The organism is Stenotrophomonas sp. YJH_SMC_135 (assembly GCF_059372355.1).
Window position 1 is genome coordinate 146591 of record NZ_JCAFVN010000007.1, and the last position, 20626, is coordinate 167216.

At 68.6% G+C, this 20626-nt stretch carries 19 protein-coding genes; 14 read left to right on the forward strand and 5 right to left on the reverse strand.

Annotated features, from left to right (window positions below):
* Positions 1-73: 73 nt before the first annotated feature.
* On the reverse strand, positions 74-1087 hold the full coding sequence (locus AC5P98_RS19585) for an energy transducer TonB (RefSeq protein ID WP_014648799.1): 1014 nt from the start codon (positions 1085-1087) through the stop codon (positions 74-76).
* Between the two features lie 201 nt (positions 1088-1288).
* Positions 1289-1930 (reverse strand): TIGR00645 family protein, encoded by a 642-nt coding sequence (locus tag AC5P98_RS19590; RefSeq protein ID WP_019661669.1) that lies wholly within the window; start codon positions 1928-1930, stop codon positions 1289-1291.
* 110 nt (positions 1931-2040) lie between these two features.
* On the opposite strand from AC5P98_RS19590, the gene AC5P98_RS19595 reads away from it, so the two are divergent.
* From AC5P98_RS19595 to AC5P98_RS19610, 4 genes are all read left to right on the forward strand, one after another.
* Complete coding sequence (locus AC5P98_RS19595) at positions 2041-2730, forward strand: glutathione binding-like protein (RefSeq protein ID WP_014648797.1); 690 nt, start codon at positions 2041-2043, stop codon at positions 2728-2730.
* Between the two features lie 187 nt (positions 2731-2917).
* The gene (locus AC5P98_RS19600) at positions 2918-5143 is read left to right on the forward strand and encodes a S9 family peptidase (RefSeq protein WP_049404911.1); all 2226 of its coding nucleotides are present in this window, start codon (positions 2918-2920) and stop codon (positions 5141-5143) included.
* A gap of 25 nt (positions 5144-5168) precedes the next feature.
* Positions 5169-5684, forward strand: coding sequence for a cytochrome c oxidase assembly factor Coa1 family protein (locus AC5P98_RS19605; RefSeq protein WP_014648795.1), 516 nt, complete (start codon positions 5169-5171; stop codon positions 5682-5684).
* 67 nt (positions 5685-5751) lie between these two features.
* On the forward strand, positions 5752-7551 hold the full coding sequence (locus AC5P98_RS19610) for a DUF885 domain-containing protein (RefSeq protein WP_049404912.1): 1800 nt from the start codon (positions 5752-5754) through the stop codon (positions 7549-7551).
* A 105-nt stretch (positions 7552-7656) separates the two neighbouring features.
* Here the strand turns inward: AC5P98_RS19610 and AC5P98_RS19615 are convergent, their stop codons facing one another.
* Positions 7657-8115, reverse strand: coding sequence for a hypothetical protein (locus tag AC5P98_RS19615; RefSeq protein WP_005420187.1), 459 nt, complete (start codon positions 8113-8115; stop codon positions 7657-7659).
* Between the two features lie 185 nt (positions 8116-8300).
* Here AC5P98_RS19615 and AC5P98_RS19620 point away from each other — a divergent pair, with 185 nt between their 5' ends.
* From AC5P98_RS19620 to AC5P98_RS19635, 4 genes are all read left to right on the forward strand, one after another.
* A complete protein-coding gene (locus AC5P98_RS19620; protein ID WP_049404913.1) occupies positions 8301-8549 on the forward strand; it encodes a hypothetical protein in 249 nt (82 codons plus the stop codon).
* 123 nt (positions 8550-8672) lie between these two features.
* A complete protein-coding gene (locus tag AC5P98_RS19625) occupies positions 8673-9590 on the forward strand; it encodes a bestrophin family protein (RefSeq protein WP_049404914.1) in 918 nt (305 codons plus the stop codon).
* 19 nt (positions 9591-9609) lie between these two features.
* A complete protein-coding gene (gene hemB, locus AC5P98_RS19630) occupies positions 9610-10599 on the forward strand; it encodes a porphobilinogen synthase (RefSeq protein WP_049404915.1) in 990 nt (329 codons plus the stop codon).
* Between the two features lie 32 nt (positions 10600-10631).
* Complete coding sequence (locus AC5P98_RS19635; protein WP_014648792.1) at positions 10632-10901, forward strand: gas vesicle protein GvpG; 270 nt, start codon at positions 10632-10634, stop codon at positions 10899-10901.
* Between the two features lie 82 nt (positions 10902-10983).
* Here the strand turns inward: AC5P98_RS19635 and AC5P98_RS19640 are convergent, their stop codons facing one another.
* The gene (locus tag AC5P98_RS19640; protein ID WP_014648791.1) at positions 10984-11847 is read right to left on the reverse strand and encodes a TolB family protein; all 864 of its coding nucleotides are present in this window, start codon (positions 11845-11847) and stop codon (positions 10984-10986) included.
* Between the two features lie 48 nt (positions 11848-11895).
* Between AC5P98_RS19640 and aroE the strand changes: the two genes are divergently transcribed.
* The 3 genes from aroE to dinG all read left to right on the forward strand — a co-directional run bounded on the left by aroE (position 11896) and on the right by dinG (position 15368).
* Entirely contained in the window at positions 11896-12741 is an 846-nt protein-coding gene (gene aroE / locus AC5P98_RS19645; protein WP_046433083.1) for a shikimate dehydrogenase, read from the forward strand.
* A 3-nt stretch (positions 12742-12744) separates the two neighbouring features.
* Complete coding sequence (locus AC5P98_RS19650) at positions 12745-13098, forward strand: hypothetical protein (protein WP_014648789.1); 354 nt, start codon at positions 12745-12747, stop codon at positions 13096-13098.
* Between the two features lie 167 nt (positions 13099-13265).
* Complete coding sequence (gene dinG / locus AC5P98_RS19655) at positions 13266-15368, forward strand: ATP-dependent DNA helicase DinG (protein WP_049404916.1); 2103 nt, start codon at positions 13266-13268, stop codon at positions 15366-15368.
* 130 nt (positions 15369-15498) lie between these two features.
* On the opposite strand, the gene ilvD is transcribed toward dinG, so the two are convergent.
* Positions 15499-17337: a dihydroxy-acid dehydratase gene (gene ilvD, locus AC5P98_RS19660; protein WP_049404917.1), complete on the reverse strand. Its 1839-nt coding sequence runs from the start codon at positions 17335-17337 to the stop codon at positions 15499-15501.
* A gap of 408 nt (positions 17338-17745) precedes the next feature.
* On the opposite strand from ilvD, the gene AC5P98_RS19665 reads away from it, so the two are divergent.
* From AC5P98_RS19665 to AC5P98_RS19675, 3 genes are read left to right on the forward strand one after another with little or no spacing between them, the layout of a single operon-like run.
* The gene (locus AC5P98_RS19665) at positions 17746-18318 is read left to right on the forward strand and encodes a DUF1190 domain-containing protein (RefSeq protein ID WP_005420172.1); all 573 of its coding nucleotides are present in this window, start codon (positions 17746-17748) and stop codon (positions 18316-18318) included.
* Positions 18319-18325: 7 nt separating this feature from the next.
* Complete coding sequence (locus tag AC5P98_RS19670; protein ID WP_049404918.1) at positions 18326-19504, forward strand: glutathionylspermidine synthase family protein; 1179 nt, start codon at positions 18326-18328, stop codon at positions 19502-19504.
* On the forward strand, positions 19504-20163 hold the full coding sequence (locus tag AC5P98_RS19675; protein ID WP_169411994.1) for a hypothetical protein: 660 nt from the start codon (positions 19504-19506) through the stop codon (positions 20161-20163). Before AC5P98_RS19670 ends, AC5P98_RS19675 begins: the two co-directional genes overlap by 1 nt.
* Positions 20164-20626 lie beyond the last annotated feature (463 nt).

A 20626-nucleotide genomic window follows, 5' to 3' on the forward strand; every position in this document is an offset into this window, starting at 1 on the left:
GCCCGGACATGCCGGGCCGTGTCCTCATTGCGGGGGCGGAAACGACTTAATCCCCTCCGTCCCCTTTTTGCGGTCAGGTGCCGCCCGGGGCGAATACCAGGGTACGGCGGGTGGTGACCGGTGCGCTGACCGGCTCGAAGCGCCAGCGCTTGACCGCGTTCATGGCTTCGCGATCGAAGACGCGCGACGGTGTTGCGCGCAATACGCGGGCGTTGGTCACTGAGCCGTCGGTGCCGACGGTGATTTCCACCAGCACTTCGCCGGAGGTGCCTGCACGCAGTGCCTCGGACGGATAGCGCGGCGCCGGGGTGCTGACCGGGCGCAGGTTCGGCGCCGCAGCGGCCGCTGGAGCCGCGGCCTGGCGTGCGGCACTGGCCTGCTGGGCGGCGGCCTGCTGCTGCTTCAGCTCGGCTTCGCGGCGCGCGGCGGCCTGGCGCTCGGCTTCCTGGCGCTCGTTGTCGCGGCGGGCGGCATCCTGCTGCGCAGCGATCTGCTTGGCCGCGTCGGCTTCCTTGGCACGCTGCTCGGCCAGGCGCTGCTGTTCGGTCTGCTGCTTGCTGCGGTCCTCGGCGTCCTTCTTGGCCTTCTCGGCTTCGGCCTCGGTGCGCTTGGCCGCGTTCTGCACGCCCTTGGCCAAGCCGTCCTTCAGGCGCGGCAGGGCCGGCGCGGATGCATCCACCTTCTCGATCAGCGCCACCAGCCGCTGCGCTTCGGTGTAGTCCTCGCGCCCCAGGTGCTGCTCGGCGGCGATCAGGGTGTACGGCAGCAGGTCGGTCAGCGCGCTCTTCACCGAGGCGTCGTCCGGGGTCTTGTCGCGCAGGGCGAGGTAGTACTCGATGGCGTTGTCGCCGGCCGGCGCGTACATGCGGTTCTCGCGCAGGGCCTGGCTGGCCGACTCACGCAGCTGCTCGGTGCCCATCGACTGCACCTTGGCGGCGACCACCGGTGCGGCCGGTGCCGCGGCGGTGGGGGCGGCGGCCGGAGCCGGTGCTGCGGATTCTTCCTTGCCCGAGCAGGCGGCCAGCGCCAGTGCCAAAGCAACCGGCAGCCACCGGCGCGCGGCGGTGATCGTTGAGACGTGCGACATCCTGCTCCCCTTTAGAAGACGACGTGACGTAAATCATTGATATGCATGGCCGGGACCCGTGGTCCAGGCGCGGCAGGGTGGCGTTTCCCGACGCCACCGCCGGCAACGGCGAGGATGCAATCTAGCATCCCGGCCACCGCCCCGCACAAGGGGTGGTGGCCGGGTGGGGCCGCGGCGATCATGTCGTGGCCGGCGGCGACCTCAGTGGTCGTGTGCCTTGTCGTGCGACTTGCTGTGGCCGTTGGACATCAGCTTGTCGGTCCAGGCGATGCCGATCGCCGACAGGATGAACACGCAGTGGATGATGGTCTGCCACAGCACGCCTTCCTGGGTCATGGTCGTGCAGGTATCGACGCCAGCGTTGTAGAAGCTGGTCGAAGCCGAAGACACTGCTGCCGCCCATTGTTCCGGCTTGCACAGTGGCAGTCCCTTCAGCGCGCTGGTGGCAATGAAGGTCTTCAGCAGGTGGATCGAGGAGATGCCGATGATCGCCATCGCCAGCTTCACCTTCAGCACGCTGGCGTTGACGTGGCTCAGCCATTCCGGCTGGTCCGGGTGGCCTTCCAGGCGCAGGCGCGAGACGAAGGTCTCGTAGCCGCCGACGATCACCATCACCAGCAGGTTGGAGATCATCACCACGTCGATCAGGCCCAGCACGATCAGCATGATCTGCTGTTCGCCCATCGACACCGAGTGGGACAGCAGGTGCCACAGTTCCTTGCCGAACAGGAACACGTAGACGCACTGGGCAAGGATCAGGCCCAGGTACAGCGGCAGCTGCAGCCAGCGCGAGGCGAAGATCAGCGAGGACAACGGGGACAGGGGACGAGGACTGTGGCTCATGCAGGACAGTGCGTTTCGGGGGAGCCGCGAGGTTACCGGCCCGCCATGACGGTGCCAACCCAACTCACGCACTAGACTTCAGGTTCCTTTCCGCACCCCGAGCCGACGCCATGATCGACCTGTATTACTGGCCCACCCCGAACGGCCACAAAGTGACCCTGCTGTTGGAGGAAGCCGGCCTGGAGTACCGCATCCACCCGGTCAACATCGGCTCGGGTGACCAGTTCAAGCCAGAGTTCCTGGCCATCTCGCCCAACAACAAGATGCCGGCCATCGTCGACCACGCCCCGGCCGATGGCGGTGCCCCGCAGAGCGTGTTCGAGTCCGGTGCGATCCTGCTGTACCTGGCCGAGAAGACCGGCCGCTTCCTGCCCAGCGACCCGCGCGGCCGCGTGACCACCCTGGAATGGCTGTTCTGGCAGATGGCCGGCCTGGGCCCGATGAGTGGCCAGATGGGCCACTTCAACGTGTACGCACCAGAAAAGATTCCCTACGCGATCGAGCGCTACGACAACGAGGTGCGCCGCCTGCACGGGGTGATGGACAAGCGCCTGGCCCAGCACGCCTTCCTGGCCGGCGACGAGTACACCATCGCCGACATGGCCAGCTACCCGTGGATCGGCGCCTACGACAAGCTGCCGGTGGACTTCGCCGCGTTCCCGAACCTCAAGCGCTGGCACGAGGCCATCGCCGCGCGCCCGGCCACCCAGCGCGCCTATGCGCTGCGCCAGCAGGTGAACCCGAACGCCGGCAAGCCGCTCAGCGACGAAGAGCGCAAGCACCTGTTCGGCCAGCGCTGACCCAGGACGGCGTCATCCACGCATGGCGTGGATCTGCTGGTGGTGGGTGCCGACCGTTGGTCGGCACTCGTCGGCACGCCTTATGGGCAGAAGGTCATGCTGCCTTCCTGCACGGGCTTGGTTAGGATGGGGGAACGACCGCCCCGCGCCTGCCGCCGGGCGGACCTGCCGTTTGCCGGGATCCTCCATGCGCCACCTGTTCGCTTCGCTTGCCCTCATGCTCGCCACCAGTACCGCCGCCCACGCCGAAAAGCTGACCCTGGAGGCCATCACCGGCCCGCTGCCGCTGTCCGGCCCGACCCTGATGAAGCCCAAGGTGGCGCCGGACGGTTCGCAGGTCAGTTTCCTGCGCGGCAAGGACAGCGATCGCAACCAGCTGGACCTGTGGACCTACGACATCGGCAGTGGCCAGACCCGGTTGCTGGTTGATTCCAAGGTGGTGCTGCCCGGCACCGAGACCCTCAGCGATGAGGAAAAGGCGCGCCGCGAGCGCCAGCGCATCGCCGCGATGACCGGCATCGTCGATTACCAGTGGTCGCCGGACGCACAGCGCCTGCTGTTCCCGTTGGGCGGCGAGCTGTACCTGTACGACCTCAAGCAGCAGGGGGCGGCGGCCGTGCGCCAGCTGACCCACGGTGAGGGCTTCGCCACCGACGCCAAGCTGTCGCCCAAGGGCGGCTTCGTCAGCTTCATCCGCGGCCGCAACCTGTGGGTGATCGACCTGGCCAGTGGAAAGCAGCTGCAGCTGACCCGCGACGGCAGCACCACCATCGGCAACGGCGTGGCCGAGTTCGTCGCCGATGAAGAGATGGACCGCCACACCGGTTACTGGTGGGCACCGGACGATTCGGCCATCGCGTTCGCGCGCATCGACGAGGCACCGGTGCCGGTGCAGAAGCGCTACGAGGTCTACGCCGACCGCACCGATGTGATCGAACAGCGTTACCCGGCCGCCGGTGACGCCAACGTGCGCGTGCAGCTGGGCGTGATCGCACCGGCCGCCGAGGCGCAGCCGCGCTGGGTCGACCTGGGCAAGGAACAGGACATCTACCTGGCCCGCGTCGATTGGCGCGATGCGCAGCACCTGAGCTTCCAGCGCCAGTCACGCGACCAGAAGCAGCTGGACCTGGTGGAAGTGGCACTCGACTCCAACCGCCAGCGCGTACTCGCCCACGAGACCAGCCCGACCTGGGTACCGCTGCACAACAGCCTGCGCTTCCTTGAAGACGGCAGCGTGCTGTGGTCGTCCGAGCGCACCGGCTTCCAGCACCTGTACCGCATCGACAGCAACGGCAAGGCCACCGCGCTGACCCACGGCAACTGGCCGGTGGACGAGCTGCTGGCGGTGGATGAGACGGCCGGCAAGGCCTACTTCCGCGCCGGCATCGAAAGCCCGCGCGAAAGCCAGATCTACGCGGTATCGCTGCAGGGCGGCGAGCCGCAGCGCCTGTCGAAGGCGCCGGGCATGCACAGCGCCAGCTTCGCCCGCAACGCCAGCGTCTATGTGGACAGTTGGTCCAACAGCACCACGCCGCCGCAGATCGAGCTGTTCCGCGCCAACGGCGAGAAGATCGCCACACTGGTGGAAAACAACCTGGCCGATCCCAAGCACCCGTATGCGCGCTACCGCGACGCGCAGCGCCCGGTCGAGTTCGGCACGCTCACCGCCGCCGACGGCAAGACGCCACTGCACTACAGCCTGATCAAGCCGGCCGGCTTCGATCCGTCCAGGCGCTACCCGGTGGCGGTGTATGTCTATGGCGGCCCGGCCAGCCAGACCGTCACCGACAGCTGGCCCGGCCGTGGCGACCATCTGTTCAACCAGTACCTGGCCCAGCAGGGCTACGTCGTGTTCTCGCTGGACAACCGCGGCACCCCGCGCCGCGGCCGCGACTTCGGTGGTGCGCTGTACGGGAAGCAGGGCACGGTGGAAGTGACCGACCAGCTGCGCGGCGTGACCTGGCTGAAGCAGCAGCCGTGGGTGGACCCGGCGCGCATCGGCGTGCAGGGCTGGTCCAACGGCGGTTACATGACCCTGATGCTGCTGGCCAAGGCGTCGAACCAGTACGCCTGCGGCGTGGCCGGCGCCCCGGTCACCGACTGGGGCCTGTACGACAGCCATTACACTGAGCGCTACATGGACCTGCCGGCGCGCAACGACGCCGGTTACCGTGAAGCGCGCGTGCTGACCCACATCGATGGGCTGCGCTCGCCGTTGCTGCTGATCCACGGCATGGCGGACGACAACGTGCTGTTCACCAATTCGACCAGCTTGATGAGCGCGCTGCAGAAGCGCGGCCAGCCGTTCGAGCTGATGACCTACCCGGGTGCCAAGCATGGCCTGTCCGGCGCCGATGCCCTGCATCGCTATCGTGTGGCCGAAGCCTTCCTGGGGCGCTGCCTGCAGCCTTGAAACACAGACGGGAAGGAGCCCGCCGATGACACTGCCGCCGCCGATTCCCACCCACGGCCCGAAGCCCGCCGGCTGGTGGTCCCGCCACTGGCGCTGGGCGATGCCCGTGGCCGTGCTGCTGGTGCTGGCCGGGGCCGGTGGCACGGTGGCCTGGAGCGTGCTGCGCTGGAGTGAGGCGGCACGCGAGAGCCCACCGATGCGCGAGGCGATGCGTCGCGCCGGCTGCAGCATCGAACTGGTGGAAGCCTTCGGCGAGCCGCTGCGTACCGAATCGATGCCGCTGGGCAGCATGCAGACCGCGCTCAACGGCCAGCGCGATGTCGGCCTGACCGTGGCCCTGGAAGGCCCCCGCGCACACGGCCGGTTGTTCGTGAAGGGCACCCGCAGTGACGACGTGTGGGACTACCCGGTGATGTACGTGCTGGGCGAGAACAAGCAGACCTTCGACCTGACTGCGCTGGATGACGATGAGGCCGCGCAGGAATGCGAACTGCAGGCCTGCCGCGAACGCGGCGAATGCCCGCTGACCGCAGCGTTGTGACCTCCGGCCGATTGTCGCCACCGCGCTGAGCGCGTAGGGTGCGGGCAACCCTGTCCTGGAGTGCACCATGAAGCCGATCGCGTTGGCCGTTGCCCTGGCCCTGACCGCCGCCCCGCTGCTGTCCGCACCGCCGGCGCTGGCGGCACCCGCCGCCAAGGCCGCCACACCGGCCAGCCCGGCCTGGGTCGCCCGCAGCAACGCACTGGCGCAGATCCTGCTCGATGCGCAGGGCCCGTTCCAGCCGGAAGAAACCGGCTTCTTCGGCGTGCCCGGCTACGACGACAAGGTGGCCGACCTCGGCGCGGACAACGGCAAGCGCTACCGCGCCGCGATGGCCAAGGCCCGCGACGAACTGAAGGCGAAGCTGGCCACCGAGCAGGATCCCAACGTCCGCCAGGACCTGGAGATCATGATCCACGCCGCCAACCAGAACATCGAAGGCAGTGAGCTCAACGAGAAGTACCTGCTGCCGTGGAGTGACGCGCCGCAGACGGTGTTCAGCGGCCTCAACCTGCTGCTGTCCGACCAGGTGCCGGCCGAGCGCCGGGCCAAGGCGATCGACCGCCTCAAGGCTTACGCCGGCCTGCAGCCGGGCGGCACCGCGTTCACCACGCTGGCCCGCCAGCGCTACGAAGAGCGCTTGAAGGACAGCAGCCTGTTGCAGCCGACGAAGATCGAAGTGCAGCAGTCGCTGGACAACGTCGAGACCTACATCAGCGGCATCGAGTCGCTGCTGAATAAGTACCAGATCGCCGGCGCCGATGAAGCGATGAAGGCCCTGGCCGGGCAGATGAAGGACTACGCCAGCTGGACGCGCTCGACCGTGCTGCCGAAGGCGCGCACCGACGCACGGCTGCCGGCGCCGCTGTACGCCTACCAGCTCAAGCAGGTCGGCATCGACATCGACCCGAAGCTGCTGATGCAGCGCGCGCAGCTGGAGTTCATGGAAACCCGCTCGGCGATGCAGCAGCTGGCGCCGCTGGTGGTGAAGGACAAGGGCCTGAAGGTGGCCGATCCGAGCGACCCGGTGGCGGTGATCCGCGCGCTGAAGGCCGACAAGATCGCCGACGACCATCTGGAAGGCCACTACCGCAAGGTGATCGATGCGATCGATCCGCTGATCCGCGAGCATGCCATCGTCGACGTGCCCAAGCGCGCCATGCAGATGCGCCTGGGTTCGGCCGCCGAGAGCGCGGCCAGCCCGGCCCCGCATTTCCTGCCTGCGCCGCTGGTCAACAACACCGGGCAGCAGGGCACCTTCGTGCTGCCGCTGGGCAACCCGGCCGCGGGCCCGGGCGCACAGTACGACGACTTCAACTTCGGTGCGGCGGCGTGGACGCTGAGTGCGCATGAAGGCCGCCCCGGCCACGAGCTGCAGTTCACCGCGATGGTCGAGCGCGGCGTGTCGCTGGCACGCACCATGTTCGCGTTCAATTCGGTGAACGTGGAAGGCTGGGCGCTGTATGCCGAGGCCGAGATGGTGCCGTACGAGCCGCTGGACGGGCAGATGATCGCCCTGCAGTTCCGCCTGCTGCGCGCCGCACGCGCGATGCTCGACCCGATGCTCAACCTCGGCCTGACCGACCGCGCCAACGGCGAGCGCGTGCTGATGGAGCAGGTCGGCCTGTCCAAGGCGATGGCCACCCAGGAACTGGACCGCTACATGGTGCGCATGCCGGGCCAGGCCGGCAGCTACTTCTACGGCTACACCCGTATCCTGGAACTGCGCATGCAGACTGAGCTGGCACTGGGTGCGAAGTTCGACCGCCTGGCGTTCAACAACTTCCTGCTCGACCAGGGCCTGCTGCCGCCGGACCAGCTGGCCGACGCGGTGAACAAGGTGTTCGTGCCGAAGTACAAGCGCTGAACACCCCCCGGTAGTGCCGGCCGCTGGCCGGCATTCCCCTGACGTCGGGAGGATTCCTGAGGTTGCCGGGCAGCGGCCGGCACTACCCGCGGTGATGCCGCCGCGTCACCGCTGCGGGGTGATCACCTGCGTCGGCAGTCGTGCCGGCGGTTCCGGGTTCGGCACCCAGATCGCCACGCCGGCGGCGCGCTTCTGCGTGGTCGGAATACCGATGCCGACGCCACCGCCGACATGCGAGCCGAACGTGCCGGCACCCACCGACATGCCCACCGGTGAGCCGCTGCTGCCCACGCCCATCAGCACCACGCCATTGGCGCCCAGCGCTGCGGCCTCGCGCTTCAGGCGCGCCACCGCTGCATCGGTCTGGCCCTGCGTGCCGAAGCCCACGGCAGACGCCGATTCCAGCTGGGCGATTTCCTGGGAGCCGGCCGGCGGCGTCGAATAGATCTGCACCAGTGCCGGATCGATCGGCGCGCGGGCGCGCCCCAGCATGACCTTGGAGGTGCTGGCACAGCCGGCGGCGACCAGCAGGATGGCCGCCAACGCGGCCCAACGGATGTTCATGGCACGACCCCTGTAGGACTTTTGCGATCATCGGCGGGCCACTCTGAATCGGCGCCAACACCCGGCCCAGAGCAGGCACGGCGGCACGCTAGCACGGTGCCGGTGACAGCCCCGCCAACGGCAGTAGGCGGCGACGGCGGGAACGACTATGGTGCACAGACAGGAACCAACGGCGGGAGAGTGGAATGGGCGTGATCAGTCTGTTGTGGGGCGTACTGGCGCTGTTGTGGATGATCCTGGCGCTGATTCCGCTGCTGGGCTGGGGCAACTGGTTCCTGATCCCGTTCGCCGCCGTGGGCGCGGTGATCGCCGCGCTGGGCATCCTGTTCACCCACCCGACCAAGCGCGGCCGGGCCTGGGCCGGGCTGGTGCTGAACGGCATCGTGGTGGTGGTCGGCATCCTGCGCCTGAGCCTGGGGGGCGGCGTGATCTGAGCCGCATCGCCGGGTGCGACCGGGCGTCGCAGGTACACGGCCGCGGGCCGGGCAGGGGCGTACAATGAACGGCTGCGCGAGCCCCCCGCGTGCCTGTGAATCCGCGCCCGGCGCGGCTGCCCCATGATCATCCGACCCCGTCCCCACGGCTGGCAACTGCTGTACATCCTGCGCGGCTCGATCGTAAAAGCGATCGCGCCGAAGGTGCTGGCCATCCTGATCCTGTCCATCGCGGTGGCCGCGGTGGTGGAGCTGGCGCCGCCGACCGGCATCGAGCGCGTTTCCGTCACGCCGTTCACCCTGCTCGGCCTGGTCCTGTCGATCTTCCTCAGTTTCCGCAACAGCGCCTGCTACGACCGCTGGTGGGAAGGCCGCAAGCTGTGGGGCCAGCTGGTCTACGAATCGCGTTCGCTGGCCCGCCAGGTGAACCTGCTGCTGGCCGATGACGCCGGTCGCCGCCGCCGCATCGCCTACCTCACTACGGCTTTTGCCCATGCGCTGGCCGCGCGCCTGCGCGGGCGCATCGTGGCCCTGGCGGCGTTGCCGTGGCTGGACAAGCCGCAGCGCGAGCAGCTGGGCCAGCGCGAGAACGTGCCCGACGCATTGCTGTCGATGATCGCTGCCGAGCTGGCCCACGCCCTGCGCGCCGGCGAACTCGACCCGATCCTCTACACCCAGCTGGAAGAGCGCCTGCACGCGATGTCGTCGATCCAGGCGGGCTGCGAGCGCATCCTCACCACGCCGCTGCCGTTCGCCTACACCCTGCTGCTGCATCGCTGCGCATGGATGTTCTGCGTGCTGCTGCCGTTCGGCCTGGCCAGCTCGCTGGGCTGGGGCACGCCGGTGCTGTCGGCGGTGCTGGCCTACGCCTTCTTCGGCCTGGACCAGCTGGGCGAAGAAATGGAAGACCCGTTCGGCCTGGAGCCGAACGACCTGCCGCTGGACGCGCTGGTGCGCACGATCGAGATCGACCAGCTCGACGCGCTCGGCGAACGCCCGTTGCCCGAACCCCTGCTGCCGCAGGGCTACCTGTTGCAATAGCCACTCCTCGGAGCCTGCCATGTCCCACCCGCTTTACCGCCCGCGCCGCATGCGCCACGACGAGTTCTCGCGCCGCCTGATGCGCGAGAACTCGCTGACCACCGACGACCTGATCTACCCGGTGTTCGTGCACGAACGGGCGGGCCGCACCGCAGTGCCGTCGATGCCGGGCGTGGAGCGGCTGTCGATCGAAGAACTGCTGAAGGTGGCCGAAGAGGCGCTGGAGCTGGGCATTCCGGTGATCGACCTGTTCCCGGTGATCGACCCGTCGCTGAAGTCGCTGGACGCGTCGGCGGCGTGGGCCGAGGACGGCCTGGCGCAGCGTGCGATCCGCGCGCTGAAGTCGCGCTTCCCGGAACTGGGAGTGATGACCGACGTGGCGCTGGACCCGTACACCACCCACGGCCAGGACGGCATCATCGACGACAAGGGATACGTGCTCAACGACATCACTGTCGAAGCGCTGGTCAAGCAGTCGCTGTCGCACGCCGAGGCCGGTGTGGACATCGTCTCGCCGTCGGACATGATGGACGGCCGCATCGGCGCGATCCGCCGTGCGCTGGATGCCGACAACCACATCAACGTGCGCATCATGGCCTACTCGGCCAAGTACGCCTCGGCGTTCTACGGCCCGTTCCGTGATGCGGTGGGCAGCGCGGCCAGCCTCGGCAAGGCCGACAAGAAGACCTACCAGATGGACCCGGCCAACGGCGACGAGGCCTTGCGCGAGATCGCGCTGGACCTGGAAGAGGGCGCCGACATGGTGATGGTCAAGCCGGGCATGCCGTACCTGGACCTGGTGCGCCGGGTGAAGGAGACATTCGGTGTGCCGACCTTCGCCTATCAGGTGAGTGGCGAGTACGCGATGATGAAGGCCGCCTTCGCCAACGGCTGGCTGGACGAACGCGCCTGCGTGCTGGAGTCGCTGCTGGGTTTCAAGCGGGCCGGCGCCGATGGTGTGCTGACCTATTTCGCGCCGCAGGTGGCGCGATGGCTGCGCGAGCGCTGACAATAGCGCCACGATAGACGGAGGACTGCGCGATGGGACCCGAACTGGGATGGGTGCAATGGCTGATCTGGGGCACCGGTACGCTGGTGTTCGGCGCCATCATCGTCGCTGTCTTCATCGCCGCCTGGCGGGCCGGCAAGCGCCCGCCGGAACAGCTCTCCGCTGCCCGCCACGTGGCCCGTGAGCAGGCGCTGCCGGAGACCGTGCAGGCCGAGCTGGCCGCGTTGAACCAGCGCAAGGACAACGGCCAGCTGAGCGAGATGGAGTACGAGCAGTTGCGCGCCAAGGTGTTGTCGCGCTGACGGGCAATGCCCGGGGTCGGATCCCTTTCCGCAGGAAAGGGCTCTGACCCCTTCGCGGGCGCCATCCACGCGCGGCGTGGATCTACCGCGCGCACCCGGCCACCGCCGCCACCTTCGGCACCGCCAACCGGTACACGTCCACGCCACCGGCACGCGGCGCCTTCGCTGCACTGCTGGCCACCATCATCTCGCCCGGCTTGGCGTTGTCGACCACCGGCGCACCGGTCCAGCCGCCGGCCTGGTTGAACGACAGCCCCAGCGGCTGCAGCGCTACACCGCTCCACGCACAGCCGCTGCTCCAGACCTGCGCGGTACTGCCATTGCCGCGGCTGAACACCACGGCGCCGTCCTGGCCCAGCCAGTCGCCGTCGGTCTCGTCGTCGGCGCTGTTCAACGCGCTCAGTGCGCTGGCCGGGCCGCGCAGGCCCTGCGCATCCAGCGTCGCCACGAACAGGTCCCAGCCGGCGCCACGGCCCTGCTGGCGGGCAAACAACAGCTGCTTGCCGTCCGCGCTCAGGGCCGGCCCGCGCTCTTCCCGGCGCCCGCCGTCACCGGCCAGCGGCTGCGCCGGGCCCAGCCGGCCGTCGGCGGCCAACGCGGCGCGGTACAGCGCCAGCGCGCCCTCGCGGCCGGCCGCGAACAGCAGCCAGCGGCCGTCACGGCTGAAGTAGGGATCGCGGGCTTCACCGGCCACGCCTACCGGCAGTACCTGTGCCTGCTGCCAGCGACCGTCCACCACGCGCGCCTCCCACAGGCCCCAGCCGGCCTCGCCGCGGCGGGCGAAGACGATGCGCTGGCCATCGGCGCTGATCGTGGCGCGGCCTTCGTCGGCGCGGGTCGAGACCACGCCCATGCCTTCGATGCCGTACTCGTTCAACGCCATCGCCACGGGGGCAGAGAGTAGACTGGCGGCGAGCACCAGCAGGGGCGGGGTGATGCGCATCATCCGGTTCCGTGCACGAAAGAGCATCAGTCTAGCCAGCTTGAGGATTCCATGACCGACCGTTACGCCGTCTTCGGACACCCCGTTGCCCACTCGAAGTCGCCGCAGATCCACGCGACGTTCGGTCGCCAGGAAGGCATTGCCATCGACTACCGCGCGATCGACCTGGCCCCGGATGCGTTCCTGGCCGGACTGGAGGCCTTCGCCGCCGAGGGCGGTGTTGGCGCCAACGTCACCCTGCCGCACAAGGAAGCCGCGTTCTCGCTGTGCACCACGCTGACCGCGCGCGCGCGCCGCGCCGGCTCGGTCAACACGCTGCTGCGCAAGGGCGACCGCTGGCATGGCGACACCACCGATGGCATCGGCCTGGTGCGCGACCTGACCGACCGCCACGGCCTGGACCTGCGCGGCCGCCGCGTGCTGATGATCGGCGCCGGTGGCTCGGCGCGCAGCGTCGCCCCGGCGCTGCTCGATGCCGGCATCACCGAACTGGTGGTGGTCAACCGCACGCCGGAGCGCGCCGACGAACTGATCGACGCGATGGGCGAGCCCGGCCGTGCGATCAGCCGCTACTGGGAAGACCTGCGCGACCTCGGCGACTTCGAACTGATCGTCAATGCCACCTCGGCTGGCCGCGACCGCGACGTCGAGTTCAAGCTGCCGCTGTCGCTGGTCAATTCGATGACCACTGCCGTCGACCTGAACTACGGCGAGGCGGCCATCGCCTTCCTGGCCTGGGCCCGTGCGGCGCAGTGCCGCAATACCGTCGACGGCCTGGGCATGCTGGTCGAGCAGGCCGCCGAGAGCTTCCTGCAGTGGCACGGCGTGCGCCCGCAGACCGGCGAGGTCTACCAGTCGCTGCGCCAGGGCTCGGCCGTGCTGGCCGGCGAGGACTGACCGATGGACAGCACAACCCTGATGGTGACCGTGCTGAGCATGGTCGGCGTGCGCCTGCCGGTGCTGATCGCGCTGTGCGTCGGCCTGGTCTGGGTGGTCGGTGCGCCGCGCGATGCCACCCGCACCGGCGCGCTGGTCGGCCTGCTGCTGTTGCTGCTGTCCAGCCTGGGTGGCCTGGCGGCGGGCATGCTGCCGATGTGGCTGGTCAGCAGTGGCAACTTCAGCGCCATCTCGGGCATGAGCGCCATCTTCGGCGTGGTGCACTTCGCGCTGGCGATGGTCGAGGCCATCGGCGTGGTGCTGCTGGTGTGGGCGCTGGTGCGCCTGCTGCGTAGCCGTCCCGCCCCGGTCGCCTGAGCGCTGGCGCCGGGCCACGCCCGGCGTGTTTCGCCCCTGTGCGGCGCGGGCTTCGGACCGTGCGCGCCGGCGGGCGTCGTCGCTGGCTCGTTCAGGGTGCCAGCAACAGTGAACGCGGCCGGCCATGCGACAATGACCGGCCTGATCCAGCTACGGTAGTTCCCGGCGTGACCGAAACCGTCGCCGCTCCGCGCACGCTCGATGACACCTTGAAGGACGCGATCCGCAAGGCGTACACGACGCTGCAGGCCAACACCCCCGGCTTCTCCACCCGTCGCTCGCAGAGCCAGATGATCGGCGTGGTGTCGCGCGCGCTGTCGAAAAGCGGTGGCGTCGGCGTGGTCGAGGCGCCGACCGGCGTCGGCAAGAGCCTGGGCTACCTCACCGCAGGCGTGCCGATCGCGCTGGCCACCAAGAAGAAGCTGGTGATCAGCACCGGCACCGTGGCGCTGCAGTCGCAGCTGGTCGAGCGCGATATCCCGAATTTCCTGAAGGCCACCGGCCTGGAAGCGACCGTGGCGCTGGCCAAGGGACGCACCCGCTACCTGTGCACGCGCAATGCCGCCGAGGCGCAGGGCGAGGGCTCGCAGGGCGGCATGTTCGAGGATGACGCGCCACTGTTCGACCGGCCGCTGGCGCCGATCGAGATGGACATCGCCAAACGCCTGACCGACGCCTTCACCAGCGGCAGCTGGGATGGCGATATCGACAATGCGCCGGAGACCATCAGTCCCGGCCTGCGCAGCCGCATCACCACGCCGGCCTCGGGTTGTGCCGGGCGACGCTGCGCCTATTCGGCGCAGTGCGCGGTGCTGCGCTCGCGCAATACGGTGCGCGACGCACAGATCGTGGTCACCAACCACGCGCTGCTGCTGTCGGCGCTGTCGATCGGTGACAGCGACAACGGCCAGCCGTTGATCGCGCCACCCTCGGACATGCTGCTGGTGCTGGACGAAGGCCATCACATCGGCAACGTGGCGATCGACCAGGGCGCGGCCAGCCTCGCGCTGGACGAGATGGCCAAGCGCACCGGCCGCCTGCAGATCCTGATCGCCGGTGCCTACCGCGCGGTCGACAAGGACCGGCTCGGCAACCTGCTGCCCAACGAAGCGATCGAAGTCGCCAGCAACGTGGCCAAGCAGCTGCGCGCGTTCCGTGATCACATCGAGCGGGTGTGGATGCCGGCGCCGGCGGACGAAGAGCCGATGTGGCGCGCGGCCAATGGACGCCTGCCCGAGGCTTGGCGCGAGCCGATCGAGGCACTGGCCGACGATACCCGCAGCCTCTACAACTGGGCGCATGCGGCCACCACGCAGGTGGCCAAGGGCAAGCCGGACGATGCCGCGCGCGAGCGCCTGCAGCGCAACCTGGGCATGGCGCTGGAGATGATCGAGCAGCAGTACAACCTGTGGCAGGCGTGGCGCCGCGAAGACAAGGACGGCGCGCCGCCGATGGCGCGCTGGGTGACTGCCACCCGCGATGGCGACCTGGTGCTGCACGGTTCGCCGGTGTCGGCCGCGCACGTGCTGCGCAAGCTGCTGTGGGATGAAGTGGACTCGGTGGTGATGACCTCGGCGACGCTGACCGGCGGTGGCGACTTCCAGGCGCTGGCGATCGACAACGGCATTCCTGAAGAGGCCGAGATGGTCTCGCTGTCGTCGCCGTTCGACCTGCCCAACCAGGCCGAACTGATCGTGCCGAAGTTCCCGGTCACGCCGGACGACCGCGAAGGCCACCCGCGCGAAGTGGCGCGCTACCTGGACACCGAACTGGACTGGGCCAAGGGCTCGATGGTGCTGTTCACCTCGCGCTGGAAGATGGAGAAGGTGGCCGGGCTGATGCCGGCTGCGCGCCGCAAGCAGGTGCTGGTGCAGGGCGAGATGTCCAAGACCCGGCTGATCGAGGAACACCTGCGGCGTGTCGAGGCAGGCGAGGGCTCGGTGCTGTTCGGCCTGAACTCGTTCGGCGAGGGCCTCGACCTGCCCGGCGAGGCCTGCACCACGGTGGTGATCACCCAGGTGCCGTTCGCCGTGCCGACCGACCCGCAGACCGCCACCCTCAGCGAGTGGTTCGAGGGACGCGGGCTCAACGCGTTCAACCTGATCGCCATTCCGCATGCGCTGCGCACGCTGACCCAGTTCGCCGGCCGCCTGATCCGCACCTCCACCGACACCGGCCGCGTGGTCATTCTTGATTCGCGGCTGCTGACCCGCCGCTACGGCAAGCGCATCATCGACGCGCTGCCGCCGTTCAAGCGCGTGATCGGCTGACCGGTAGTGCCGGCCGCTGGCCGGCAAAAAGGGGACGGAGGGGATTAAGTCGTTTGAGGCACACACGACTTAATCCCCTCCGTCCCCTTTTCCCAGGTGCCGGCCAGCGGCCGGCACTACCGGATCGGCATCAATCGCCGAGCAGGGCGGTGTTGCGTACGGCGCCCTTGTCGGCGCTGGTGGCCAGCAGGGCGTAGGCCTTCAACGCGCTGGTAACCTTGCGCGGGCGTGGCGCGCGCGGTTTCCAGCCACGTGCATCGGCGTCGGCGCGGCGCTGGGCCAGCGTGGCCTCATCCAGCAGCAGGTCGATGCGGCGGGCCGGGATGTCGATGCGGATGCGGTCGCCGTTCTCCACCAGACCGATGACACCGCCGCTGGCGGCTTCCGGCGAGACGTGGCCGATCGACAGGCCCGAGGTGCCGCCGGAGAAGCGGCCATCGGTCAGCAGCGCGCACTGCTTGCCCAGTCCTTTCGATTTCAGGTAGCTGGTGGGGTACAGCATCTCCTGCATGCCCGGGCCGCCCTTCGGCCCTTCGTAGCGGATCACCACTACCTCACCCGGTTGCACCTCGTCGGCGAGGATGCCGGCGACGGCGGCGTCCTGGCTTTCATAGACACGCGCGGGGCCTTCGAACACGTGGATCGATTCGTCCACGCCGGCGGTTTTCACCACGCAGCCATCCACGGCCAGATTGCCACGCAGCACGGCGAGGCCGCCTTCCAGTGAGTACGCATGCTGCAGCGAGCGGATGCAGCCCTCGGCGCGGTCCATGTCCAGGGTCGGCCAGCGCGTGGCCTGGCTGAAGGCCTCCTGGGTAGGGATGCCGGCCGGGCCGGCCTTGAAGAAGGCATGCAGGGTGTCGTTGTCACTGCGCACTACGTCCCAGCGTTCCAGCGCGTCGGCCAGGCTGGCGCTGTGCACGGTCGGCACCGTGGTATCGAGCAGGCCGGCACGGTCCAGTTCACCGAGGATGCCGAACACGCCGCCGGCGCGGTGCACGTCCTCGATGTGGTACTTCGGCGTGTTCGGCGCCACCTTGCACAGCTGCGGCACGCGCCGCGACAGCGCGTCGATGTGGGTCAGGTCGAAGTCGACCTCCGCCTCCTGTGCTGCGGCCAGCAGATGCAGGATGGTATTGGTGGAGCCGCCCATGGCGATGTCCAGGGTCATCGCATTGGCGAACGCGGCCTGGGTGGCGATGCCGCGCGGCAGCGCGCTGGGGTCTTCGCCGCCATACCAGCGATGGCAGAGTTCGACGATCAGGCGGCCGGCGCGGCGGAACAGCGCCTCACGGTCGGCGTGGGTAGCCAGCGTGGTGCCGTTGCCGGGCAGCGACAGGCCCAGCGCCTCGGTCAGGCAGTTCATCGAGTTGGCGGTGAACATGCCCGAGCAGGAACCGCAGGTGGGGCAGGCGCTGCGCTCGAACGCGGCGACTTTCTCGTCGGAGGCGCTGTCATCGGCGGCCACCACCATCGCATCGACCAGATCCAGCTTGTGCTCGGACAGCTTGGTCTTGCCTGCTTCCATCGGCCCGCCGGAGACGAACACCACCGGGATGTTCAGGCGCAGCGCGGCCATCAGCATGCCGGGGGTGATCTTGTCGCAGTTGCTGATGCACACCAGCGCGTCGGCGCAGTGCGCGTTGACCATGTACTCCACGGCGTCGGCGATGATCTCGCGGCTGGGCAGCGAATACAGCATGCCGTCGTGGCCCATCGCGATGCCGTCGTCCACGGCGATGGTGTTGAATTCCTTGGCGACACCGCCGACCTGTTCGATCTCGCGCGCGACCAGCTGGCCGAGGTCCTTCAGGTGCACGTGGCCGGGCACGAACTGGGTGAAGGAGTTGGCGATGGCGATGATCGGCTTGTGGAAGTCGCCGTCCTTCATGCCGGTGGCGCGCCACAGGGCGCGGGCGCCGGCCATGTTGCGACCGGCGGTGGAGGTGCGGGAACGGTATTCGGGCATGGCGGGCGGAACGGGCGGGCCGTACGACGTGGGGGTCAGCCGATCATGGCCAATTTTTTCGGTTGCTGCTGCAACCACCTTCACCGCTTGCAGCGGCTTGGCGGTCCGCGCATTTCCCCTTATCCCCGCGCCTTCGGCGCGCCCCCCTTGAACAACAAGGGGGCTTCTTGCCGGAGACTTGGCTGCGCGCGCCGGGCATGACCGGGCGCCGCGGGATGTGTGCAACCAAGGTTGGCACCTACCAGAGCGGTGCGTCGCCTGGGGTCGGATCCCATCGCGGCGCGATGGGCTCTGACCCCAATGCCGACGAAAATGAAAGTCCGTTCATCTTTCGCACTTTGCCGATTCCGGTTGCTGGCCCGGATTTGGCATCATTGGGGCATTGATCCGTCGACAGGGCATGAGGCCATGAAACGTTCCCGCACCACCGCGCTGCTGCTGATGAGCGCCGCGCCGCTGCTGTTCACCGCCTGCCAGAAGGAGCCGGAGGTGAAGGTGCAGGAAGGCCTGTATACCTCGGTGGAGGCCTGCACCGAGGCCACCGGCGATCCGTCGTCGTGCCGCAATGCGTTCGCCGAAGCGCAGAAGCAGGCCGCCGATGCTGCGCCGAAGTACGCCAGCAAGGAAGCCTGCGAGAAGGACTACAAGCCGGAACAGTGCGTGCAGCAGCACACCTCGGCCGGTACCTCGTTCATCGGCCCGATGATGATGGGCTTCTTCATGTCGCAGATGCTGAGCAACCGCGGCGGCCTCGCTCCGCAGGCGCCGGCGTCGGCACCGGCCTACCAGGACAAGAATGCGGGTTGGGCGCGCCCGGCACCGGGTGGCACCGGTGGCCTGAACACCGCCAGCGGCATCGGTGCCGGCAAGGCCGGCCTGGCGCCGGTCACCAGCGAGCCGAACCGTGCGGTCACTGCCAGCCGTGGTGGCTTCGGCAACACCAGCGCACGCCGTAGCACCAGCGGCAGCTACGGCGGCTGATCGACCCATGCAGCGCATCCGGATTGCCGAGCGTGCCCAGTGGCGGGCGCGCGCGGAAGAGGCGGGTTTCCGCTTCCACACCATCGACGGCCAGCCGTACTGGGATGAAAGCGCGTATTACGCCTTCACCCTGCGCCAGATCGAACAGGACATCGAAGACCCCAGCGCCGAGCTGCACCAGATGGCGCTGGATCTGGTCGGTGATGTCATCGGCAGCGAACGCTTGATGGACCAGCTGGCGATTCCGTCGCACTACCGCGACTGGATCGCCGACAGCTGGCGCCAGCGCCAGCCGCACCTCTATGGCCGCCTGGACCTGGCCTACGACGGTACCGGCCCGGCCAAGCTATACGAATTGAACTACGACACGCCGACCTCGCTGTTCGAAGCCAGCTTCTTCCAGTGGCAGTGGCTGGAAGACCAGCGCAATGCCGGTCGCCTGCCGCAGCATGCCGACCAGTTCAACGCGATCCACGAAGCGCTGGTCGAGCGTTTCGGCGACCTCGCCACGCAGCTGCCGCCGCCGCTGTACTTCAGCGCGGTCGGCAGTTCGGAGGAAGACCGTGGCACGGTCGAGTACCTGCGTGACTGCGCATCCCAGGCCGGCCTGCATGGCCAGGCCATCGCCATCGAGGACATCGGCCTGTCCGAGGACGGCCGCTTCACCGCGCTGGATGATTCGGTGATCGGCACGCTGTTCAAGCTGTATCCGCTGGAAGACCTGATGGCCGAGGAATTCGGCCGCGCGCTGCCCGGTTCGGGCGTGCAGCTGCTGGAACCGGCCTGGAAGGCGGTGCTGAGCAACAAGGGCATCCTGCCGCTGCTGTGGCAGCGCAACGTGGGCCATCCGAACCTGCTGGAGGCGCATTTCGATGACGGCAGCGCGCTGGCGTCGGGCTGGGTGCGCAAACCGTTGTTCTCGCGCGAAGGCGCCAACATCGAGATGCACCTGGCCGATGGCAGCACCCAGCGCAGCGACGGTCCCTACGACGGCCCGGCGATCATCCAGCGTGCGCATCCTCTCACCCGGTTCGAAGGCGGCTATCCGCTGATCGGCAGTTGGGTGATCGGTGACCATGCCTGCGGCATCGGCATCCGCGAGGATGACAGCGCGATCACCCGCGACAGTGCGCGCTTCGTGCCGCACGCGATCGTCGACGAGGCGCCGACGCGGATCTACGTCTGATGACGGTGCGGCGCAATCGCGACCTGCGGCCTGCGCCGCTGCCGGGCCGGCATCTGGATGACGGCCACGCCCTGTGGCGCTATTCGGACCGCATCGCGGTGCGCTGCCACCGCTGCGATACGCCCGGCTGGGTGGTGCGGACGCCGGAATCGCGACGTTTCCGCTGCCTGGGCTGCAGCGCAGCCCTCGACAGTGGATGCGGCTGCGGTTGCTGTGCCGCGGGCGACTGGGTCGGGCCCGTGCGCTACAGCGGCTATCGTCCCTGCGGATACTGCGGGCACAAATGGGTCCGCGCCGAGCTGCACCGTGCGCGTGCAGTGTCGCCGTTGCGGACGCTGGCGGCGGACTGCAGTCAGTGCGGACGCAGCAGCGAGGTGGAGGTCACGCTGTCGCGATGGCGTGGCACTGAGGCGATCGATCCGCATTTCGGCTTGCCGCTGCGGCTGGTCGAAAAGACTGCGGCCGGCGTGCTGTGGGCCTACAACGAAGCCCATCTGCAGGCACTGCACGACTACGCTGCCGCGCCTCTGCGCGAGCGCGCGGGCGTTACCAACGGTTCGATGTTCTCGCGCCTGCCGCAGTGGATGAAGCTGGGCCGCAACCGGGTGCTGCTGCAGCGTGCGGTGGAGCGGTTGCAACGTCGGTTGCTGCAGGGGTAGTGCCGGCCGCTGGCCGGCAACCGGTTTTGGTAGATGCCGACCCTGGTCGGCGCTGTGGATTTCGTGCCAACCAAGGTTGGCACCTACCAGGGCGATGCATCGGTTGTTGCAGGGGGTAGTGCCGGCCGCTGGCCGGCAACCGGTTTTGGTAGATGCCGACCTCGGTCGGCGCTGTGGGTTCGTGCCAACCAAGGTTGGCACCTACCAAGGCGATGCGGCGGTTGTTGCAGGGGTAGCGCCGGCCGCTGGCCGGCAACCGGTTTTGGTAGATGCCGACCTCGGTCGGCGCTGTGGGTTCGGGCCAACCAAGGTTGGCACCTACCAAGGCGATGCGGCGGTGGTTGCAGGGGGTAGCGCCGGCCGCTGGCCGGCAACCGGTTTTGGTAGATGCCGACCTTGGTCGGTGCTGTGGATTTCGTGCCAACCAAGGTTGGCACCTACCAGGGCGATGCATCGGTTGTTG